The 20095-nt window shown below is 55.9% G+C and carries 18 protein-coding genes; 14 read left to right on the forward strand and 4 right to left on the reverse strand.

What is annotated here, in order from left to right; genetic code table 11:
- The first annotated feature begins 56 nt into the window (after positions 1-56).
- Complete coding sequence (gene metE / locus FCN45_RS00930; protein WP_137384918.1) at positions 57-2327, forward strand: 5-methyltetrahydropteroyltriglutamate--homocysteine S-methyltransferase; 2271 nt, start codon at positions 57-59, stop codon at positions 2325-2327.
- Positions 2328-2368: 41 nt separating this feature from the next.
- Here the strand turns inward: metE and FCN45_RS00935 are convergent, their stop codons facing one another.
- Complete coding sequence (locus tag FCN45_RS00935; RefSeq protein WP_137384919.1) at positions 2369-3205, reverse strand: dienelactone hydrolase family protein; 837 nt, start codon at positions 3203-3205, stop codon at positions 2369-2371.
- A gap of 301 nt (positions 3206-3506) precedes the next feature.
- Between FCN45_RS00935 and udp the strand changes: the two genes are divergently transcribed.
- The 10 genes from udp (at position 3507) to tatD (ending at position 12822) form a co-directional block, all read left to right on the forward strand.
- A complete protein-coding gene (gene udp / locus FCN45_RS00940) occupies positions 3507-4268 on the forward strand; it encodes a uridine phosphorylase (protein WP_008105797.1) in 762 nt (253 codons plus the stop codon).
- Positions 4269-4367: 99 nt separating this feature from the next.
- On the forward strand, positions 4368-5639 hold the full coding sequence (locus FCN45_RS00945; RefSeq protein WP_110867947.1) for a tetratricopeptide repeat protein: 1272 nt from the start codon (positions 4368-4370) through the stop codon (positions 5637-5639).
- Positions 5640-5707: 68 nt separating this feature from the next.
- The gene (rmuC, locus tag FCN45_RS00950) at positions 5708-7219 is read left to right on the forward strand and encodes a DNA recombination protein RmuC (RefSeq protein ID WP_101763736.1); all 1512 of its coding nucleotides are present in this window, start codon (positions 5708-5710) and stop codon (positions 7217-7219) included.
- Between the two features lie 75 nt (positions 7220-7294).
- Complete coding sequence (gene ubiE, locus FCN45_RS00955) at positions 7295-8053, forward strand: bifunctional demethylmenaquinone methyltransferase/2-methoxy-6-polyprenyl-1,4-benzoquinol methylase UbiE (RefSeq protein ID WP_008105805.1); 759 nt, start codon at positions 7295-7297, stop codon at positions 8051-8053.
- A gap of 6 nt (positions 8054-8059) precedes the next feature.
- A complete protein-coding gene (locus tag FCN45_RS00960; protein WP_110867936.1) occupies positions 8060-8665 on the forward strand; it encodes an SCP2 domain-containing protein in 606 nt (201 codons plus the stop codon).
- Positions 8662-10299 carry a ubiquinone biosynthesis regulatory protein kinase UbiB gene (ubiB, locus tag FCN45_RS00965; RefSeq protein ID WP_101763734.1) on the forward strand — a complete coding sequence of 546 codons (1638 nt, stop codon included), beginning with the start codon at positions 8662-8664 and terminating at the stop codon, positions 10297-10299. Before FCN45_RS00960 ends, ubiB begins: the two co-directional genes overlap by 4 nt.
- A 110-nt stretch (positions 10300-10409) precedes the next feature.
- Positions 10410-10664, forward strand: coding sequence for a Sec-independent protein translocase subunit TatA (gene tatA / locus FCN45_RS00970; RefSeq protein WP_008105810.1), 255 nt, complete (start codon positions 10410-10412; stop codon positions 10662-10664).
- 2 nt (positions 10665-10666) lie between these two features.
- The gene (gene tatB, locus FCN45_RS00975) at positions 10667-11194 is read left to right on the forward strand and encodes a Sec-independent protein translocase protein TatB (protein ID WP_101763733.1); all 528 of its coding nucleotides are present in this window, start codon (positions 10667-10669) and stop codon (positions 11192-11194) included.
- A 2-nt stretch (positions 11195-11196) separates the two neighbouring features.
- Positions 11197-11955, forward strand: a complete 759-nt coding sequence (tatC, locus tag FCN45_RS00980; protein WP_101763732.1) for a Sec-independent protein translocase subunit TatC — start codon at positions 11197-11199, stop codon at positions 11953-11955.
- A gap of 84 nt (positions 11956-12039) precedes the next feature.
- Complete coding sequence (gene tatD / locus FCN45_RS00985; protein ID WP_137384920.1) at positions 12040-12822, forward strand: 3'-5' ssDNA/RNA exonuclease TatD; 783 nt, start codon at positions 12040-12042, stop codon at positions 12820-12822.
- On the opposite strand, the gene rfaH is transcribed toward tatD, so the two are convergent.
- Positions 12819-13307 (reverse strand): transcription/translation regulatory transformer protein RfaH, encoded by a 489-nt coding sequence (gene rfaH / locus FCN45_RS00990; RefSeq protein ID WP_101763730.1) that lies wholly within the window; start codon positions 13305-13307, stop codon positions 12819-12821. The genes tatD and rfaH overlap by 4 nt on opposite strands.
- A 209-nt stretch (positions 13308-13516) precedes the next feature.
- Between rfaH and pepE the strand changes: the two genes are divergently transcribed.
- The 3 genes from pepE (at position 13517) to fre (ending at position 16547) form a co-directional block, all read left to right on the forward strand.
- The gene (gene pepE, locus FCN45_RS00995; protein ID WP_137384921.1) at positions 13517-14248 is read left to right on the forward strand and encodes a dipeptidase PepE; all 732 of its coding nucleotides are present in this window, start codon (positions 13517-13519) and stop codon (positions 14246-14248) included.
- 73 nt (positions 14249-14321) lie between these two features.
- Positions 14322-15806, forward strand: a complete 1485-nt coding sequence (ubiD, locus tag FCN45_RS01000) for a 4-hydroxy-3-polyprenylbenzoate decarboxylase (RefSeq protein WP_101763728.1) — start codon at positions 14322-14324, stop codon at positions 15804-15806.
- Positions 15807-15845: 39 nt separating this feature from the next.
- The gene (gene fre, locus FCN45_RS01005) at positions 15846-16547 is read left to right on the forward strand and encodes an NAD(P)H-flavin reductase (protein ID WP_101763727.1); all 702 of its coding nucleotides are present in this window, start codon (positions 15846-15848) and stop codon (positions 16545-16547) included.
- Between the two features lie 117 nt (positions 16548-16664).
- Here fre and fadA read toward each other — a convergent pair whose 3' ends face one another.
- Both fadA and fadB read right to left on the reverse strand, forming a co-directional pair.
- Positions 16665-17828 (reverse strand): acetyl-CoA C-acyltransferase FadA, encoded by a 1164-nt coding sequence (gene fadA, locus FCN45_RS01010; protein WP_137386834.1) that lies wholly within the window; start codon positions 17826-17828, stop codon positions 16665-16667.
- Positions 17829-17838: 10 nt separating this feature from the next.
- Positions 17839-20022, reverse strand: coding sequence for a fatty acid oxidation complex subunit alpha FadB (fadB, locus tag FCN45_RS01015; RefSeq protein ID WP_137384922.1), 2184 nt, complete (start codon positions 20020-20022; stop codon positions 17839-17841).
- Positions 20023-20095: the final 73 nt, after the last annotated feature.

Consider the following 20095-nt stretch of genomic DNA (forward strand, 5'->3'; position numbering starts at 1 on the left):
TGGACGGCTAAACATCTCTGCCCCCTATTCAGTTAAGAATATCTGGAGAACAGAAAATGACCATTCTGAACCACACTCTCGGTTTCCCTCGCGTTGGATTGCGTCGTGAATTGAAAAAAGCACAGGAAAGCTATTGGGCAGGTAAAAGCTCACAGGAAGAGCTACTGGCGGTGGGGCGCGAACTGCGCGCCCGTCACTGGCAACAGCAGAAAGAGGCGGGCGTGGATCTGCTGCCAGTCGGCGATTTCGCCTGGTACGATCACGTGCTCACCACCAGCCTGCTGTTGGGTAACGTGCCAGCTCGTCACCAAAATCAGGATGGCTCGGTCGATCTCGACACGCTGTTCCGCCTTGGCCGTGGCCGCGCACCAAGCGGTGAACCGGCGGCAGCGGCGGAAATGACCAAATGGTTCAACACCAATTATCACTACATGGTGCCAGAATTCACTCAAGGGCAGCAGTTCAAACTGACCTGGACTCAGTTGCTGGATGAGGTTGATGAAGCGCTGGCGCTCGGGCACAAGATTAAACCGGTGCTGCTGGGTCCGGTTACCTATTTGTGGCTGGGTAAAGTGAAAGGTACGTCGTTCGACCGCCTGTCACTGCTTGAAGACATTCTGCCGGTTTACCAACAGGTGCTGGCTGAACTGAAAAAACGCGGCATCGAATGGGTACAAATCGATGAGCCAGCACTGGCGCTGGAACTGCCGCAAGCGTGGCGCGATGCCTTCAAACCGGCTTACGACGCGCTGCAGGGCGAAAGCAAATTGCTGCTCACCACCTATTTCGACAGCATCGGTCAGAATCTCGACGTGATCAAAGCGCTGCCGGTGCAAGGTCTGCATGTTGACCTGGTCCACGGCAAAGACGACATCCAACAGGTGAACCAGCAGATTCCCGCGGATTGGCTGCTCTCCGTCGGCGTAATCAATGGCCGTAACGTCTGGCGTGCCGATCTCAGCAGCTGGTTTACGCGCCTGCAGCCGCTAGTGGGGCAGCGTCAACAATTGTGGATTGGATCATCCTGCTCACTGCTGCACAGCCCAATCGACCTCAGCGTGGAAACGCGCCTCGATGAGGAAGTGAAAAGCTGGTTCGCCTTTGCTCTGCAGAAGTGCACTGAGCTTGCACTGCTGAGTCATGCGCTGAACAACAACGATGCCGCTTCGCTGGTTGAGTGGAGCGCACCGATTCGTGCGCGTGCCAACTCCACGCGCGTTCACAATGCCGCAGTCGGCGAGCGTCTGGCGAAAATTCAGGCCAAAGACGTTGAACGTGCCAGCAGCTATACCGAGCGTGCCAAAGCGCAGCGTCACCGCTTTAACCTGCCAGCGTGGCCGACCACCACCATAGGTTCATTCCCGCAAACCACCGAAATTCGCGGCCTGCGCCTCGACTTTAAAAAAGGCAACATTGATGGTGGAAACTATCGCACTGGCATCGCCGAACACATCAAACAGGCGATTGTGGAGCAGGAACGTTTGGGCCTCGACGTGCTGGTGCATGGCGAAGCAGAACGTAACGACATGGTGGAATACTTCGGCGAAAACCTCGACGGCTTCGTATTCACCCAAAACGGCTGGGTACAGAGCTACGGCTCACGCTGCGTTAAACCACCGATCATCATCGGCGACGTAAGCCGTCCGCAAGCCATCACCGTTGAGTGGGCAAAGTACGCGCAGTCGCTGACCGACAAACCGGTGAAAGGCATGCTGACTGGTCCTGTGACGATTCTCTGCTGGTCGTTCCCGCGAGAAGATGTAAGCCGGGAAACCATCGCCAAACAGATTGCGCTGGCGCTGCGTGACGAAGTGGAAGATCTGGAAAAAGCCGGTATTGGCATTATTCAGATTGATGAACCGGCACTGCGCGAAGGCCTGCCGCTGCATCAGTCCGATTGGGCGGCGTACCTGACCTGGGCGGTGGATGCGTTCCGTCTCAATGCCGCCGTGGCGCGGAATGAAACCCAGATCCATACCCACATGTGTTACTGCGAGTTCAATGACATCATGGACTCGATTGCCGCGCTGGATGCGGACGTTATCACCATCGAAACCTCACGTTCCGATATGGATCTGCTGGATACCTTTAAGGAGTTCGACTATCCCAACGAAATCGGTCCGGGCGTGTATGACATTCACTCACCAAACGTGCCGAGCGTGGAGTGGATGGAAGAGTTGCTGCGTAAAGCGGCGCATAGCATCCCGGCAGAGCGTCTGTGGGTTAACCCGGATTGTGGCCTAAAAACGCGTGGCTGGGCGGAAACCCGTCAGGCGCTGGCGAACATGGTAAAAGCGGCGCAAAACCTGCGGGGTGAAACGGCTTAGTCGCTGTAAATGAGATTGGGGCGCAAATGCGCCCCTTATTATTACGCGTTTGGCGCCACGCCATACTGCGCGAACCATGCCAGCATGCGTTGCCAGCCATCTTTGGCGGAATCGGCGTGATAACTGGCACGATAATCCGCATTGAAAGCATGTCCTGCATCCGGATACACCACGATTTCCGCCTTGGCATTGGCGGCATGCAGCGCCTGACGCATCTTATCAATGCTCTCCAGCGGGATGCTCTCATCCTGACCACCGTAAAGGCCCAGCACCGGTGCGTTGAGATCCACCGCGATATCGATCGGATGCTTCTGCTGCTTCAGCGTCTTCTCACCGTCTAAGCGTCCATACCACGCCACCGCTGCACGCACCTGCGGATTGTGCGCGGCAAACAGCCAGCTAATACGTCCGCCCCAGCAGAAACCGGTAATCGCCAGGCGACGGATATCACCATCGTGGCGCGTGGCCCAGTTGGCCACATGATCGAGATCGGACAACACTTGCGAATCCGGAACTTTACTCACCAGCTCTTTAAACAGCGTGGGAATGTCGTGGTAATCGTTGGGATCGCCCTCGCGGAAATAGAGTTCCGGAGCGATGGCCAGATAACCTTCCAGCGCCAGACGGCGGCAGACATCGCGGATATGCTCGTGCACGCCGAAAATCTCCTGCACCACCAACACAACCGGCAAGGTGCCTTGATACTCTTTTGGTCGGGCGTAATAGGCAGGCAGGTTTTCGCCCTGGCTCGCAACTGAGGTCTCGCCAGCATGAATCGCGTCGCTGCCGGTAATAATGGTGCTGCTTGCGGTGGGCTGAACGGCCGGTGCAAAGCCGCCGGGTGCCGTTTTTTGTGCCATATTGTCTTCGGTTTTCATTGTTCTCTCCGTGCTAGCAAATGCGCAATCACGTAACTATAGCCTGGCGAAGTGAAGCAAGGCTGTCGTAGGGTACAGAGGGATTTTTTCACGTGTGCTGCTTCTCTATTAACATTGCCACCAACACTTACACAGCACCGCTTGTAGCAATTCAGAATTGCACAACGTTAATGTGTGATTTATGTCACATAATGTTTTTCTGATAATGTAAGTTTCATTATCGATGGTGAATTGAGTCACATATTTATGCCGCCTGCTCACGTAGAGTGGCGCGCTCATCCCCAATTATCAGGAGTCTGTTATGGCCCAGTCTGACGTTTTCCACCTTGGCATTACTAAAGCTGATTTGAAAGGAGCCACGTTGGCCATCGTGCCTGGCGATCCTGAGCGCGTAAAGAAAATCGCCGCGTTGATGGACAATCCACAGCATCTGGCTTCACACCGTGAATTCACTACCTATCTGGCTGAAGTGGATGGCAAACCGGTTGTGGTGTGCTCCACCGGTATCGGCGGACCTTCAACGTCAATTGCGGTTGAAGAGCTGGCGCAACTGGGTGTGCGCACCTTCCTGCGGGTTGGCACCACTGGCGCTATTCAGCCGCATATTAATGTGGGCGATGTGCTGGTCACTACCGCTTCGGTACGCCTCGACGGTGCCAGCCTGCACTTTGCGCCGATGGAGTTCCCGGCCGTGGCTGATTTCACCTGCACCACCGCGCTGGTGGCAGCGGCAGAAGCGTGCGGCGCGAAAACCCACATTGGTATTACCGCCTCATCTGACACCTTCTATCCAGGCCAGGAACGCTACGACACTTTCTCCGGTCGCGTGGTGAATCGCTTCCAGGGCTCAATGGAAGAGTGGCAGCAAATGGGCGTCCTCAACTATGAGATGGAATCCGCTACACTGTTAACCATGTGCGCCAGTCAGGGACTGCGTGCCGGCATGGTGGCTGGCGTCATCGTTAACCGTACGCAAAAAGAGATCCCGGATGCCGCGACCATGAAGCAGACCGAAAGTGATGCGGTGAAAATTGTGGTTGAAGCCGCGCGTCGCTTAATTTAGTGCGCCAGTCAGGGATGAATTCGAGACCAGGCTTATAAGGAATCCCGCAACTTCCTGATTAGAATGCGCGCAATTTCAGCAGCTACTGAGAAATTTCTTATGCGCAAAATGGTTTCTGTCTCACGTCCCAATTTCATGAATAATCCCGCTACTGCACAATCACGCGTTGAAGGTGCAGCAGCGAGATTTCGCCAGGCGATGGCGGCGAATAATTATCCTCTTGCGCGTCAATGCTGTGAAGAAGTGCTGCGCGTCTTGCCCCATCATATGCAGGTGCTCAGCGACTACGCGCTCACCCTGATGCGCGTTGGCGAATACAAAAAATCTTATAAAATTTACCAGAAGATTTACCAGGCTCCGGCCGCGCAGCGTGCACAGGCATCGGAAACCTGGCTGGATGGATTAACCGAAGTGTGCGGCTGGTTGAATAAAGAAGATGAAGCGGCACGTTACGGCCTCGAATCGCTGCAAAAATCTGATGTGACTTTCAGTAAAGGGGCGAAAGTCGCCTTCCCTTCTGAGACACCACCGCCGATCAACCGCAGTAATCCGGCAGAAAATATCATCTCCTTTAGCCTGTATGGCAGTCAGCCACGCTACTGCGAAACCTTGATTAAAAACATCGAAGTGGCGCGCGAGCTTTATCCCGACTGGATCTGCCGCATTTATCTCGACGACAGCGTGCCGCAGCACGTCTGGCAGCGCCTGACGCAGCCAAACACCCAACTGGTGGATATGTCGCATGAGAAAACTATCTTCCCAACGCTGTGGCGTTTTCTGGTGATGGACGATACCAGCGTCAAACGCTACATCGTGCGTGATGCGGATTCGTTGCTCTCCGAGCGCGAAGTCGTGGCGGTAGAAGCCTGGCTGACTTCGCCTTACTGGTTCCATCATATGCGCGATTACTTCTCGCATACCGAGCTGCTGCTGGCGGGCATGTGGGGCGGCTGCCACGGCGTGTTCCATAACGTTGAGCAGCAGATGCGTGACTTTATTGCGCAATATGAAGGCAGCGAACGCTTTACCGATCAGTACTTCCTCAAAGTAGCGCTGTGGCCGACGGTACGTGAGAGCATCTTGAATCATGACGATATTTTCCGCTTCCATCATGCACAACCGTGGCCGGCGCATCAGCCGATTCGCTGGCAAACCGACAGCTTCCACGTCGGTAGTAACGCCGGTTTTGCCAGCATGGCGGGCCAGGTCGAAAACGCTGAGAACGGCTGGCAGCAGGTTGAGATCACTTACGACGGGAAAAGCTGGACCTATCCGGCCAAAATTCAGGGGGAAACCGAATGGGTGTTGCCGATGCCCTTCTTCCTGATTGATGCATGGAAAGCCGGCGATCTCACCGTGAAAGCCCTTTAACATTCTTCTGGACATTCATACAGTAGAGCTCTACCTTTTCCCTCAGCAAGTCGATCCGCGGGGGGATTATGGATCAGCAACTTATCATTAGCGGCGCGCTGGCGCTGGCCGGTTTGGGCATTGGCTGGATCATTGCTCAACTGCGCGCCGGCCATCAGCACGCCAGCTTCACCACCGAGCGTCGCCTTCTGGAAGAGGCGCAGCAGCGTCAGCAGCAGCAGCTCGAACAGTTACAGCAGCAAATCCAACAACGCGAACAGGAGATGCGCCAGCTACACGGTGCACTGAGCGGTGCGCAGGAACGTTTGCAGCAGCTTGATTACTGGCGCGGCGAAAGTGAACAACTCAGCCGTGAACTGCGAAATCAGCTTGAAGTGAACAGCGCGCAGGAAGCCGAACTGCGCGAAGTGACCATTCGTCTTGAAGAGACGCGCTACGGTGCAGAAGAGAAGCAGCGACTACTGACCAACAGCGAACAGCGCCTCAGCGCGCAGTTTGAAAATCTCGCCAATCGCATCTTCGAAAACAGCGGGCGGCGCGTCGATGAACAAAACCGTCAAAGTCTGAATAGTCTGATTGGTCCGCTGCGCGAACAGCTGGACGGTTTCCGCCGTCAGGTCACCGACAGCTTTGGCCTGGAAGCGCGTGAACGTCACACGCTGACCCACGAAATTCGCCAGCTACAGCAACTCAACGCACAGATGGCGCAGGAAGCGGTCAATCTTACTAAAGCGCTAAAAGGCGACAATAAAATTCAGGGAAACTGGGGCGAAGTGGTATTGGCCCGCGTGCTGGAAGCGTCTGGCCTGCGTGAAGGCTACGAATACCAAACGCAGGTTAGCGTGCAGCTGGAACAGCAGGGCAGGATGCAACCGGATGTGATCGTGCGTTTGCCGCAGGGTAAAGATGTGGTGATTGACGCCAAAATGACGCTGGTTGCCTACGAGCGCTACTTCAATGCCGACGATGAAGCCACGCGTGAGCAGGCGATTCAGGAACACATTAGCGCCATGCGCGGACACATTCGCCTGCTGAGCCGTAAAGATTACCAACAATTGCCCGGTTTACGCTCTCTGGATTATGTATTGATGTTTATCCCGGTGGAACCGGCGTTTCTGCTGGCGATTGATCGTCAGCCCGAGCTGATCAGCGAAGCGTTACAGCAGAACATCATGCTGGTCAGCCCGACCACGTTGCTGGTGGCGCTACGTACTATTAATAACCTCTGGCGTTATGAGCATCAAAGCCGCAACGCACAGCGCATCGCCGACCGGGCAACGCGGCTGTACGACAAAATGCGGCTGTTTGTCGATGACATGAGTGGCATCGGGCACAATCTCGACAAAGCGCAGCAAAGCTATCATCAGGCGATGAAAAAGCTGTCTGAAGGGCGCGGCAATCTGATCGCACAAAGTGAAGCGTTCCGTTCGCTTGGCGTGGAGATCAAACGTCCGATTAATCCGCAACTGGTTGAACAAGCGCAGCCGGAAGAAGCGGATGAAGATTGGGCAGACGATCGCACCGAGGATGAAAACGTTGCAGAACCAACAACAGACTCGCTGCGCCGCATCAACGAATAGCACGGTGGTCGCGTGCTCGTGTAGCGCGACTCTGATACACTTCGGCAAGAATTGTTTGTGGAACAGGTAAAACCGATGGCAGATGAATCACAGCAGGAAACTACCCATTTTGGCTTCCAGACCGTCGCGAAAAGCGAAAAGGCCGATAAAGTTGCGGACGTGTTTCACTCCGTCGCGGCAAAATATGACCTGATGAACGATTTGATGTCGTTTGGCATCCATCGTGTCTGGAAGCGTTTTACCATTGACAGCAGCGGCGTGCGCCGCGGTCAGCGCGTGTTGGATCTGGCGGGTGGTACCGGCGATCTCACGGCAAAATTCTCACGTCTGGTGGGCGAAACCGGCCAGGTTGTGCTGGCAGACATCAATAGTTCGATGCTGAAGATGGGCCGCGAAAAGCTGCGCAATCTCGGCGTGTCGGGCAATGTCAGCTATGTGCAGGCGAATGCCGAAGCGCTGCCATTCCCGGATAACTACTTCGATTGCATCACCATCTCGTTCGGCTTGCGTAATGTGACCGAAAAAGAGAAAGCGCTGGCATCGATGTTTCGCGTGCTGAAGCCAGGCGGACGTCTGCTGGTGCTGGAGTTCTCGAAGCCGTTGCTGGAGCCGCTCAGCAAAGCTTACGATACCTATTCATTCCACATTCTGCCGCGTATTGGTCAGCTGGTGGCGCAAGACGCTGAAAGCTATCGCTATCTGGCGGAGTCGATTCGTATGCATCCCGATCAGGAAACCCTGAAAGCGATGATGAACGATGCGGGCTTTGAAAATACCACCTACTTCAACATGACTGGCGGTATTGTCGCGCTGCATCGCGGATTTAAATTCTAATCCATCATGACTTTAACTCCTCTCATCACCGGCGGTCTTGAGACCGCCCTGAACCGTGTTCTCTATCGCGATCGCAGCCTGAAAGCCGCACGCCAGCGTTTGGCTGGCAAGGTATTGATGCTGCGTCTGCAAGAGCTCGATTTTCCTTTGGTGCTGGTATTTAGCGAATCGCAACTCGATGTGCTGAGTGATTGGCAAGACAACAGCGACTGCACGGTGAGTTTGCGTGTCAGTACTTTGCCGAAACTGCGCGATCGCCAGCAGCTCACCAGCCTGATTCGTAGCGGTGAACTGGAGGTGGACGGCGACTTGCAGGTGGTACAGCAATTCTCCGCACTGATGGATCTCGCCGAGCTGGATCCGGCGGAATATCTTGCACCGTGGATTGGCGATATCGCTGCGCAAGGCGTAAGCCAGGCCGCACAGCAGGCGCTGAAGTTCGTGCAGCAGCAGTTCATCCGCCGCCAGGATTATCTTGGTCAGGTGCTGACGGAAGAGTGGCGCGTTGCGCCGGGCGCACTGGAACTGGCATGGTTTTGCGAGGAAGTGGAAGCGATAGAACGTTCGCTCAATGCGTTTGAAACGCGTTTGGCACAGCTGGAGGCGAAATGACGCTGGGAGAAATTCGGCGCTTATACTTCATCATCAAGATCTTTCTGACTTACGGCCTTGATGAACTGATTCCCCGCATGCGCTTCACGCTGCTTTTACGCTTGTGGCGGCGTTGCATCTTCTGGATCCCTAACCAACATAAAGACGCTTCCGCCGGCGTGCGCATCCGTTTAGCGATGGAGCAGTTGGGGCCGGTGTGGATCAAATTCGGTCAAATGCTCTCGACGCGTCGCGATCTGTTCCCACCGGCGATTGCCGATGAACTGGCGGTGCTGCAGGACCGAGTTGCGCCATTTGATGGCGTGAAAGCCAAGCAGCAGATTGAAAAGTCGATTGGCGGCCCGGTGGAAACCTGGTTTGAAGACTTCGATATCAAACCGCTGGCCTCGGCTTCTATCGCGCAGGTGCATACCGCGACGCTGAAATCCAATGGCCGCGCGGTGGTGATCAAAGTGATTCGTCCCGACATCCTGCCGGTGATCAGAGCCGATATGCGACTGATTTACCGTCTGGCGCGGTGGGTGCCGCGTTTGTTGCCGGATGGTCGTCGTCTGCGTCCGGTGGAAGTGGTGCGCGATTACGAAAAGACCTTAATTGATGAGCTGAATCTGCTGCGTGAAGCGGCGAACGCCATCCAGCTGCGTCGTAATTTTGACCAAAGCCGCATGCTGTATGTGCCGGAAGTGTTCTCTGATTATTGCAGCGAATCGATGATGGTGATGGAGCGCATTTACGGCATTCCGATTTCAGATATCGCCACGCTGGAGCAGCACGGCGTTAACATGAAACTGCTGGCCGAGCGCGGTGTGCAAGTGTTCTTCACCCAGGTATTCCGCGACAGCTTCTTCCATGCCGATATGCATCCCGGCAATATCTTCGTCAGCTACGATCACCCGGAAGATCCGCAATACATCGGCATCGACTGCGGTATTGTCGGTTCGCTGAACAAAGAAGATAAGCGCTATCTGGCCGAGAACTTCATCGCCTTCTTTAACCGCGATTACCGCAAAGTGGCCGAGCTGCATGTGGATTCTGGCTGGGTACCGGCCGATACCAACGTCGAAGACTTTGAGTTTGCCATTCGTACCGTGTGTGAGCCGATTTTCGAAAAGCCGCTGGCAGAGATTTCGTTTGGCCACGTGCTGCTGAACCTGTTCAACACCGCGCGTCGCTTTAATATGGAAGTGCAGCCGCAGCTGGTGCTGTTGCAGAAGACGCTGCTGTATATTGAAGGGATTGGCCGCCAGCTCTATCCGCAGCTTGACCTGTGGAAAACGGCTAAGCCGTTCCTCGAAGATTGGATCAAAGATCAAATTGGTATCCCGGCGATTTTGCGGGCGGTGAAAGAGAAAGCGCCATACTGGGCGGAAAAACTGCCAGAGTTGCCGGAGCTATTTTACGACAGCATGCGCCAGCACAAATTATTGAAGCACAGCGTCGATAAACTCGTCACCGATTTAAACGTACAGCGAACACGCAATCATCAGGCGCGCTATCTGTTTGGTGTAGGCGCTACACTGTTATTAAGTGGCACCGCCGTGCTGTTAAGTCGACCGGATTGGGATTTCTTCCCGGCGCTATTAATGGCCGCTGGCATCGTCACCTGGCTTATTGGCTGGCGCAAGACAAACTGATTGTCTGCCTGGTGCAAATCGCGTAATGTCGCAAGCTAAAGCCCGAAATCATACGGGCTTTCTGTGCGTTACAGTCAACAGTTTTTCACAGAATATCAGAGGCATATCTCATGGGCGGTATCAGTATTTGGCAATTGTTAATCATTGCCGTCATTGTTGTTCTTCTGTTCGGTACCAACAAGCTTCGCAACCTGGGTTCGGATTTAGGATCTTCCATTCGTGGCTTCAAAAAAGCTATGGGCGATGAAGACGATAAAAAGGATCAACCGAAAGAGCAGGATGCTGACTTTAACGCCAAAACTCTGGCAGACAAACAGCAAACCACGGCGACTAAAGACGACGCCCGGAACGACAAGCAGGTATAACTGTGTTCGACATTGGTTTTAGTGAACTGGTATTAGTGTTCGTGATCGGGCTGATTGTGCTTGGCCCGCAGCGGTTACCGGTTGCGGTGAAAACCGTCGTCGGCTGGATCAGAGCCATTCGCTCGCTGGCCGCGAATGTACAAAACGAACTGGCGCAAGAGTTGAAACTGCAGGAATTGCAGGACAGCCTGAAAAAGGTGGAAGAAGCGGGCCGTGGCACGTTGTCACCCGAGCTGAAAGAGTCGATGGAAGAACTGCGTAAAACCGCCGACTCCATGAAGCGTTCGGTGCAGCAGAGTATCGATCTCGAAAAAGAGGAAGATGAAGCCAACACTATTCATCAGACTCCGCCAGCCGCCGTGCAGCCCGTGACTTCACCTGCGGTCACGCCCGCAGCAGCAGAACATCAAACCAGTGCGCCTGCACAGACTCCGCAGCCTACTGACGAAATCTCTGCCGCAGAAACCCCTCCCGTCGCCAGTGCTCCTGAAAGCACCGCGAAGACTTCTCTCGTAAAAGATGAACGATAAACATGGCCGTTGAAGATACCCAACCGCTCATTAGCCATTTGATTGAGCTGCGCAAGCGTTTGTTGAATTGCATCATCGCTGTTTTAGTCATCTTTTTGTGTCTGGTCTATTTCGCGAATGATATCTACCATCTGGTCGCGTCGCCGCTGATCAGCCAGATGCCAGCCGGGGCGAGCATGATCGCTACCGACGTCGCATCGCCATTCTTCACGCCGATCAAGCTGACCATCATCGTTTCGGTGTTTCTGGCCGTGCCGGTGATTTTGTATCAGGTGTGGGCGTTTGTGGCGCCCGCGCTCTATCGCCACGAACGCAAACTGGTGATGCCGCTGCTGTTCTCCAGTACGCTGCTGTTTTACGTCGGCGTGGCGTTTGCTTACTTCATCGTGTTCCCGCTGGCGTTTGGCTTCTTCGCCAAAACCGCGCCGCAAGGCGTGACCATCGCGACGGATATCACCAACTACCTCGACTTCGTCATGACGATTTTCATGGCCTTCGGTGTGGCGTTTGAGGTGCCGATTGCGATTGTGCTGCTGTGCTGGACCGGCATAACTTCACCAGAAGATCTGAAAAAGAAACGTCCTTATATGTTGGTTGGCGCGTTCGTGGTTGGGATGTTGCTCACACCGCCGGATGTTTTCTCGCAAACTTTGCTCGCTATTCCGATGTACTGCCTGTTTGAAGTCGGCGTATTCTTCTCCCGCTACTATGTGGGTAAAGGACGTCAGTCTTCGGATGAGGAACACAACACCGAATCCTGATGTCCTTAATGCAGGGCATCCCGCAGCGCGCGGGAAGATGAATCTAAACCGCCCCGTTGGGCGGTTTTTTATTGGGGAGAAGACATGTTTGATATCGGTGTAAACCTGACCAGCACGCAATTCGCAAAAGATCGCGAGCAGGTGGTAAAACGTGCGCGCGAAGCAGGCGTCACCGGCCTGTTAATTACCGGAACCAACGCGCTGGAGAGCCAGCAGGCGCGGCAGCTGGCGGCATTGCACGCGGGCTATTGCTGGTCAACCGCCGGCGTCCATCCGCACCATGCCAGTGAATGGTCGGCGGAAACCGCGAATACCTTGCGTCGCCTGGCGGAAAGTGAGCAGGTGGTCGCGATTGGCGAATGTGGGCTGGATTTCAATCGCAATCTTTCGGCCCACGATCAGCAGGAATACGCTTTCGATGCGCAGCTGGCGTTGGCCGCTGAGCTGCAGCTGCCGGTGTTTTTGCATTGCCGTGAAGCGCACGATCGTTTTGTTGCAGTACTTGAGCCGTGGCTACCGAAGCTGGTTGGTGCAGTCGTGCACTGCTTTACTGGTACGCGTGACGAGCTGCAAGCGTGTCTGGCGCTGGGATTGTCGGTGGGCATTACCGGTTGGGTATGCGACGAGCGTCGCGGTATGGAACTGCGTGAATTGCTGCCGCTGATTCCGGCTGAGCGCCTGTTACTGGAAACCGACGCACCGTATTTACTGCCGCGCGACATGCATCCGCGTCCCACTTCGCGCCGCAATGAGCCATGCTTCCTGCCGCATATTGTGCAGCAGGTGGCGAACTGGCGTGGCGAGGAGGCGGAAGCGCTGGGCGCGCAGGTTAATCTCAACGCGCGTCAGCTGTTTAAACTCGCTTAGAGTTTACGGAACTGTTTGTTATCCACGCTGCGCATCACCTGTTTGTTCAGCATGTTGAGCAGCAAAACGGAGCGCGTTTCACCATCCGGCTCGGCAAAAATGGCGCGCAATCCTTCGAACGTGCCATCGGTGATGATCACTTCATCACCGCTTTGCGGGGTTTCCGCATCAAGCACGATCTGCGGCACGTCGGTTTGCAGCGCTTCGATCACATCATTTGATACGGTGGCCGGCATGGTGCCAAAGCGCACGAAGTGGCTGACGCCGCGCGTGCTGCTGATGGTGGTGGTGTGAATCGCTTCGGGATCGAATTCGATAAACAGATAGTTGGGAAACAGCGGCTCACTCACGGTGGTGCGTTTACCGCGCACAATCTTCTCCAGAGCGATCATCGGGCTGAGGCAATTCACCTCTTGCCGCTCAAGATGCTCTTTCGCGCGCAACAGTTGTCCACGTTTGCAATAGAGTAAGTACCAGGATTCCATAACCGCTCCCAAATAATGGACGCTAAGAATATCAAATCAGTTGTCAGAGTTATAGCGCATCGGCGGGTGGAAACCGGGCGCTGAAAACAATTTCACTACGATTTATCCGATTGATGCGGCTTATTTACGCTTTCTTGCAAGAAAATTGACGGCCGGCGACCATCTGTATCAGACTCCCTCCCCATCTTTCGATTGAAAAGGAGTGGCTGATGGAACTGTTCCTGTTGAGTAACGGTAAAGTGGCTGACGATGCGCCGCTGTTAAGTTACGCCCACCCGCAGCTGCATGCGATGATCGCCCAGCGCGGCATCACTTCGGCGGTGCTGGTACCGTACGCGATTATTCGTGGCGATCACGCGCAGCGCGCGCAGGACTTATCCGCGTCGTTAGGCATTGACGTGCGCACCGTGCACGAGTTTGCATCGCCCGTTGCGGCGATTGAACAAGCTGAGCTGATTCTGGTGAGCGGCGGAAATACCTGGTTCCTCAATCAAATGCTGCACGAGCACGGCTTGATCGTCGCTATCCAACGCGCGGTGCGCGAGCGTGATGTGCCGTACGTCGGCTGGAGCGCCGGTTGCAATGTGGCAACGCCTTCCATTCGCACCACCAATGATATGCCGGTGCGCAGCAGCGTAGTGTTGCCCGCGCTGGGTTTGTTCCCGGTGCAGATCAATCCGCATTATCTTGATGCGCACGTCAGCGGCCATATGGGCGAAACGCGTGATGAACGACTGGCCGAGTTCTGTGCCGTGAATCCGCATGAATCGGTGATTGCGCTGCGTGAAGCCAGCTTCCTGCACGTGAGCGAAAATCGCCTGCGTTACTACAGCGCACGCGGTGAAGACTTCAAAGTGTTCCGTCACGGCGAGCCGATTACTGCTTATCACGATGTATTGGCGATTCAGTCGCTGGTGCCGTTTTCCTGTCAGCCTGCCTGACGCAAAACCTCAACATGTCAGCGTAAAACGCCTCTATAATGGCGTTTCACTCTGGCCGGAAAGCTAAAGCCGCATGAAATATCAGGATTTACGAGACTTCCTCGCATTGCTGGAACAGCGTGGCGAGTTAAAGCGCATCACTCAGGAGATCGATCCTGAGTTAGAGATGACGGAAATTGCCGACCGCACGCTGCGCGCCGGCGGCCCGGCGCTGCTGTTCGAAAACCCGAAAGGGTACGACATGCCGGTGCTGTGTAATCTGTTTGGCACACCCAAACGCGTGGCGATGGGCATGGGCCAGGAAGAGGTCAGTGCGCTGCGTGAAGTAGGCAAGCTGCTGGCGTTCCTGAAAGAGCCGGAGCCGCCAAAAGGCTTCCGCGATCTGTTTGATAAGATGCCGCAGTTCAAGCAAGTGCTGAACATGCCAACCAAGCGTCTGCGCAATGCGCCGTGCCAGGAAGAGATTTTCAGCGGCGATGACGTCGATCTGTCGCGCATTCCGGTGATGAAATGCTGGCCGGGCGATGCTGCGCCGCTGATTACGTGGGGATTAACCGTCACGCGCGGCCCGCATAAAGAGCGACAAAATCTGGGTATCTATCGTCAGCAGGTGATCGGCAAGAACCGCGTGATTATGCGCTGGCTGTCGCATCGCGGCGGCGCGCTGGATTTCCAGGAGTGGTGTAAAGCGCATCCGGGCGAACGTTTCCCGGTGTCGGTGGCGCTGGGCGCCGATCCTGCCACCATTCTCGGCGCGGTAACGCCGGTGCCGGATACACTCTCCGAATACGCCTTTGCCGGTTTGCTGCGCGGTAACAAAACCGAAGTGGTGAAGTGCGTTTCGAACGAACTCGAAGTGCCGGCCAGCGCGGAAATCGTGCTGGAAGGTTATATCGAGCCGGGCGATGTCGCGCCGGAAGGTCCGTACGGCGACCACACAGGCTACTACAATGAAGTAGATAGCTTCCCGGTGTTTACCGTGACGCACGTAACGCAACGTCGCAACCCGATTTATCATTCAACCTACACCGGACGTCCACCGGATGAACCGGCGGTGTTGGGCGTGGCGCTCAATGAAGTGCTGGTGCCGATTCTGATCAAGCAGTTCCCGGAGATCGTTGATTTCTATCTGCCGCCGGAAGGCTGCTCATATCGCCTCGCGGTAGTGACGATCAAGAAACAGTACGCGGGTCACGCCAAGCGCGTGATGTTCGGCGTGTGGTCGTTCCTGCGGCAGTTCATGTACACCAAGTTTGTGATTGTGTGCGATGACGACGTCAACGCGCGTGACTGGAATGATGTGATTTGGGCGATTACCACACGCATGGATCCGGCGCGCGATACGGTGCTGGTTGAGAACACGCCCATCGATTATCTCGACTTCGCCTCGCCGGTTTCCGGCTTAGGCTCGAAGATGGGACTTGATGCGACCAATAAGTGGCCGGGCGAAACCACGCGCGAGTGGGGCACGCCGATTGTGAAAGATCCGGCGGTGACCGCGCGCATTGACGCCATTTGGGATGAGTTAGCTATCTTTGCCGAGCCGCCGCAGCGCTAACGGCGGCAGACCAATTAGACCCGAAGAAAAAGGGAACGCATGACAACGTTAAGCTGCAAAGTAACTTCGGTTGAAGCGATTACGGACACGGTTTACCGCGTTCGTTTAATTCCGGCGGCGGATTTTAACTTCCGCGCCGGACAGTATTTGATGGTGGTGATGGATGAGCGCGATAAGCGCCCGTTTTCGCTGGCTTCTACGCCAATGGAAAAGGACATCATTGAGCTGCACATCGGCGCGTCGGATCTCAATCTCTACGCGATGGCGGTGATGGACCGCATCAAGAACGATCGCCAGATTACGGTTGATATGCCGCACGGAGATGCCTGGCTGCGTGAAGATAGCGAGCGTCCGATCATTCTGATCGCGGGCGGTACCGGCTTCTCCTATGCGCGTTCTATTCTGCTGACCGCGCTGGCACAGCAACCCGATCGCGAGATTGCGATTTACTGGGGCGGCCGTGAGCTGATGCATCTGTACGATCTGGATGAGCTGAATGCGCTGGCGGTGAAGCATCCGAACCTGAAAGTGATCCCGGTGGTTGAACAACCGGCGGATGACTGGACCGGACGCAGCGGCACGGTACTGACGGCGGTGATGCAGGATTTCGCATCGCTTAGCGAGCACGATATCTATATTGCCGGTCGTTTTGAGATGGCGAAGATTGCGCGTGAGCGTTTCTGCGCCGAGCGCGGTGCGCTGGAAGCGCAGATGTTTGGCGATGCGTTTGCCTTTATTTGAGGTCAACAGAACGCGATAAATCGCGCCGCTACGATGATGTGCACGGATTCGTCGCGGCGCAATGTATTGCGTAAAAAAACCGCCCGAAAGGGCGGTAACACGTGCAACATTAACGTATTAAACTCGTTCGAACACCGTGGCGATGCCCTGGCCTAAGCCAATGCACATGGTCGCCAGACCAAATTGCGCATCGCGACGTTCCATCAGATTCAGCAGCGTAGTACTGATACGCGCGCCGGAACATCCCAGCGGATGACCGAGCGCAATCGCGCCGCCATTCAAATTCACTTTCTCATCCAGCTGTTCCAGCAAGCCCATGTCTTTGATGCACGGCAGCGCCTGTGCGGCAAAAGCCTCGTTGAACTCGAACAGGTCGATATCCTGCACGCTCAAACCGGCGCGCTTGAGCGCCAGCTTGCTGGCGGGAACCGGACCGTAACCCATAATCGACGGATCGCAGCCCACCACCGCCATGCTGCGAATGCGCGCGCGCGCTGTCAGACCGAGTTCGCGTGCGCGGCTTTCACTCATGATCAACATCGCGGCTGCGCCGTCGGAAAGCGCGGATGAGCTGCCTGCGGTCACGGTGCCGTTGACCGGATCGAATGCCGGGCGCAGCGCAGCCAATCCTTCGAGGCTGGTCTCTTCGCGGATCACTTCGTCGCTCTCAAAGCGCTTCAACACGCCGTCGGCGTCGTGGCCGTAGGTCGCCACAATCTCACGCTTGAAATCGCCACGTTGAGTTGCCGCCCACGCACGCTGGTGCGAACGCAGCGCAAAAGCATCCTGCTGCTCACGCGTAATGTGATGCATGCGCGCCAGCATCTCGGCGGTTAACCCCATCATGCCCGCCGCTTTTGCTACCGTGCGACCCAGGCCCGGATGGAAATCCACGCCGTGGCTCATCGGCACGTGGCCCATATGTTCTACACCGCCAATCAGGCAGCTGTGCGCATCGCCAACCATAATCGCGCGTGCCGCGTCGTGCAGCGCCTGCATCGACGAACCGCACAGGCGGTTGACGGTGCTGGCAGGTACGCGATGCGGGATCTCCGCCAGCAGCGCGGCGTTACGTGCAATGTTGAAGCCTTGCTCCAGCGTCTGCTGCACGCAGCCCCAGATAATGTCGTCCAGCGTGGCGGGATCAACCGCCGGGTTGCGGCTCAGCAGCTCGCGCATCAAATGCGCCGAGAGATCTTCCGCCCGTACCTGACGAAACGCGCCGCCTTTGGAGCGGCCCATCGGTGTGCGGACCGCATCAACAATCACCACTTTTTCCATTTTCATTACCTCAGGCACTTTGCAGCGCCGCTTCGTCAATCGGTTGCACCGCGGGATACCAGCTCTGATGCTGATGGGCTTTTTGCAACAGCAGCTCCGGCAGCGCATACAGCGGGCCGAGCGCGGTATAACGTTTGGCCTGATCGACCACGTTGCTGTTGCCCAGCGTATCCATGTAGCGGAACGCGCCGCCACGGAACGGCGGGAAGCCTAAACCGTACACCAGCGCCATATCAGCTTCGGCCGGTGAAGCGATGATCTTCTCTTCGAGGCAGCGCACCACTTCGTTGAGCATCGGCAGCATCATGCGGTTGGCGATCTCGTCATCGCTGAACACGCGCTTCGGCTGGCAAATCGGTTCCAGCAGCGCATCGACAGCCGCATCGGCTCTCTTCTGCGCTTTCCCTTTTTTATCCTGCTCCCAGCGGTAAAAGCCCTGACCGTTTTTCTGGCCGTAACGTTTGGCGTCAAACAGCACGTCGATCGCGTCGCGATAATCTTTCTGCATGCGAGACGGGAAACCTTGCGCCATCACCTGTTGAGCGTGATGCGCGGTATCAATGCCGACCACATCCAGCAGCCACGCGGGGCCCATCGGCCAGCCGAACTGTTTTTCCATTACTTTATCGATCTGACGGAAATCCGCGCCGTCGCGCAGCAGCAGGCTGAAGGCGGCGAAGTAGGGGAACAGCACGCGATTCACAAAGAAGCCGGGACAGTCATTCACCACAATCGGCGTCTTGCCCATTTTGCTCGCCCAGGCCACCACTTTGCTGAGGGTCGCTTCTGAGGTTTTCTCACCGCGAATCACTTCAACCAGCGGCATACGCGGCACCGGATTGAAGAAGTGCATGCCGCAGAAGTTTTCCGGACGTTTCAGGGCTTGCGCCAGCTGGCTAATCGGAATGGTTGAGGTGTTGGAGGCGAGAATGGCGTCCTCGCGCAGATGCTGTTCGGTCTCTGCCAGCACTTTGGCTTTGATCTGCGGATTCTCTACTACCGCTTCTACCACCACGTCGGTGCGTTCGAATCCGGCGTAATCCAGCGTGGGCTGAATGGTGGTGAGTACGCTCGCCAGTTTCGCGCCGTCAATTTTGCCGCGCTCCAGCTGTTTGTTCAGCAGCTTGCTGGCTTCGGTCATGCCCAGCGTTAACGCCTGCGGATTGATATCTTTCATCATCACCGGCACGCCTTTCCATGCCGATTGATAAGCAATGCCGCCGCCCATAATGCCTGCGCCTAATACTGCCGCTTGCTGCGGCGTAACGGCTGCACTGCTGTGCTTTTTCGCCAGGCCTTTGACGTACTGATCGTTCAGGAAGATACCGACCAGCGCGCGTGCCACATCGCTCTGCGCCAGCGGCACAAACGCGGCGGTTTCCAGCTTCAGCGCATCATCACGTCCGAGGCTGGCGGCAGCTTCAATGGTTTTGATGGCGGTGATCGGTGCCGGATAGTGTTTGCCCGCGGTTTGCAGCACCATGCTTTTGGCGATGGTGAAGCTCATGGCGGCTTCAATCGGGCTGAGTTTCAGCGGTGCCAGCTTCGGCGCGCGGCGTGTCTGCCAGTTGCCCTGCACGATGGCGTCCTGCAATACGGTCAGCGCAGCGGCACGTAGTTTGTCGCTGCTGACCACCGCATCCACCAAACCGAGTTTCAGGGCGCTGCTGCCATCAACATCTTTACCGGCGGCGATAATCTCCATCGCGCTATCGGCGCCAAGCAGGCGCGGCAAGCGCACGCTGCCGCCGAAGCCCGGCATAATGCCCAGTTTGGTTTCCGGCAGGCCAATGCGTGCGGTCGGCGTGGCAATGCGGAAGTCGGTCGCCAGTATGCATTCACAGCCGCCGCCCAGCGCATAGCCGTCGATGGCGGCCACGGTGGGCACAGGCAAATCTTCTAAACGATTGAAGATGCTGTTGGCAAACGCCAGCCACTGGCTCAGCTTCTCTTCTGGCGCATCAAACAGCGACAGGAATTCTGTGATGTCGGCACCAACGATAAATGCCGGTTTGGCCGACGAGAGCAACAGGCCGCGCAGCGCGGGTTGCTGTTCCAATACGCTTAATGCCTCGCCCAACGAGGCAACGGTTTTGGTATCGAGTTTGTTCACCGAACCGGGCGCATCGAAAACCAGCTCGGCGATGCCGTCGTCAAGCCAGTGAACTGAAAGGGTATCGCCTTGGTAGAGCATGTCCGTCTCCTGAAACCGCGAAAGTTGATCTGGTCATACCAGATGAGTTGGAGTGTGAGTGTGATGTTAATTA

This window comes from Pantoea sp. SO10, assembly GCF_005281435.1.
Lineage (GTDB): Bacteria > Pseudomonadota > Gammaproteobacteria > Enterobacterales > Enterobacteriaceae > Pantoea > Pantoea leporis.

What these genes read in the sequence shown, in the direction of transcription:
- metE (WP_137384918.1), top strand. Translation starts at nt 57, where the DNA reads ATGACCATTCTGAACCACACTCTCGGTTTCCCTCGCGTTGGATTGCGT.
- FCN45_RS00935 (WP_137384919.1), bottom strand. Translation starts at nt 3,205, where the DNA reads ATGAAAACCGAAGACAATATGGCACAAAAAACGGCACCCGGCGGCTTT.
- udp (WP_008105797.1), top strand. Translation starts at nt 3,507, where the DNA reads ATGGCCCAGTCTGACGTTTTCCACCTTGGCATTACTAAAGCTGATTTG.
- FCN45_RS00945 (WP_110867947.1), top strand. Translation starts at nt 4,368, where the DNA reads ATGCGCAAAATGGTTTCTGTCTCACGTCCCAATTTCATGAATAATCCC.
- rmuC (WP_101763736.1), top strand. Translation starts at nt 5,708, where the DNA reads ATGGATCAGCAACTTATCATTAGCGGCGCGCTGGCGCTGGCCGGTTTG.
- ubiE (WP_008105805.1), top strand. Translation starts at nt 7,295, where the DNA reads ATGGCAGATGAATCACAGCAGGAAACTACCCATTTTGGCTTCCAGACC.
- FCN45_RS00960 (WP_110867936.1), top strand. Translation starts at nt 8,060, where the DNA reads ATGACTTTAACTCCTCTCATCACCGGCGGTCTTGAGACCGCCCTGAAC.
- ubiB (WP_101763734.1), top strand. Translation starts at nt 8,662, where the DNA reads ATGACGCTGGGAGAAATTCGGCGCTTATACTTCATCATCAAGATCTTT.
- tatA (WP_008105810.1), top strand. Translation starts at nt 10,410, where the DNA reads ATGGGCGGTATCAGTATTTGGCAATTGTTAATCATTGCCGTCATTGTT.
- tatC (WP_101763732.1), top strand. Translation starts at nt 11,197, where the DNA reads ATGGCCGTTGAAGATACCCAACCGCTCATTAGCCATTTGATTGAGCTG.
- tatD (WP_137384920.1), top strand. Translation starts at nt 12,040, where the DNA reads ATGTTTGATATCGGTGTAAACCTGACCAGCACGCAATTCGCAAAAGAT.
- rfaH (WP_101763730.1), bottom strand. Translation starts at nt 13,307, where the DNA reads ATGGAATCCTGGTACTTACTCTATTGCAAACGTGGACAACTGTTGCGC.
- pepE (WP_137384921.1), top strand. Translation starts at nt 13,517, where the DNA reads ATGGAACTGTTCCTGTTGAGTAACGGTAAAGTGGCTGACGATGCGCCG.
- ubiD (WP_101763728.1), top strand. Translation starts at nt 14,322, where the DNA reads ATGAAATATCAGGATTTACGAGACTTCCTCGCATTGCTGGAACAGCGT.
- fre (WP_101763727.1), top strand. Translation starts at nt 15,846, where the DNA reads ATGACAACGTTAAGCTGCAAAGTAACTTCGGTTGAAGCGATTACGGAC.
- fadA (WP_137386834.1), bottom strand. Translation starts at nt 17,828, where the DNA reads ATGGAAAAAGTGGTGATTGTTGATGCGGTCCGCACACCGATGGGCCGC.
- fadB (WP_137384922.1), bottom strand. Translation starts at nt 20,022, where the DNA reads ATGCTCTACCAAGGCGATACCCTTTCAGTTCACTGGCTTGACGACGGC.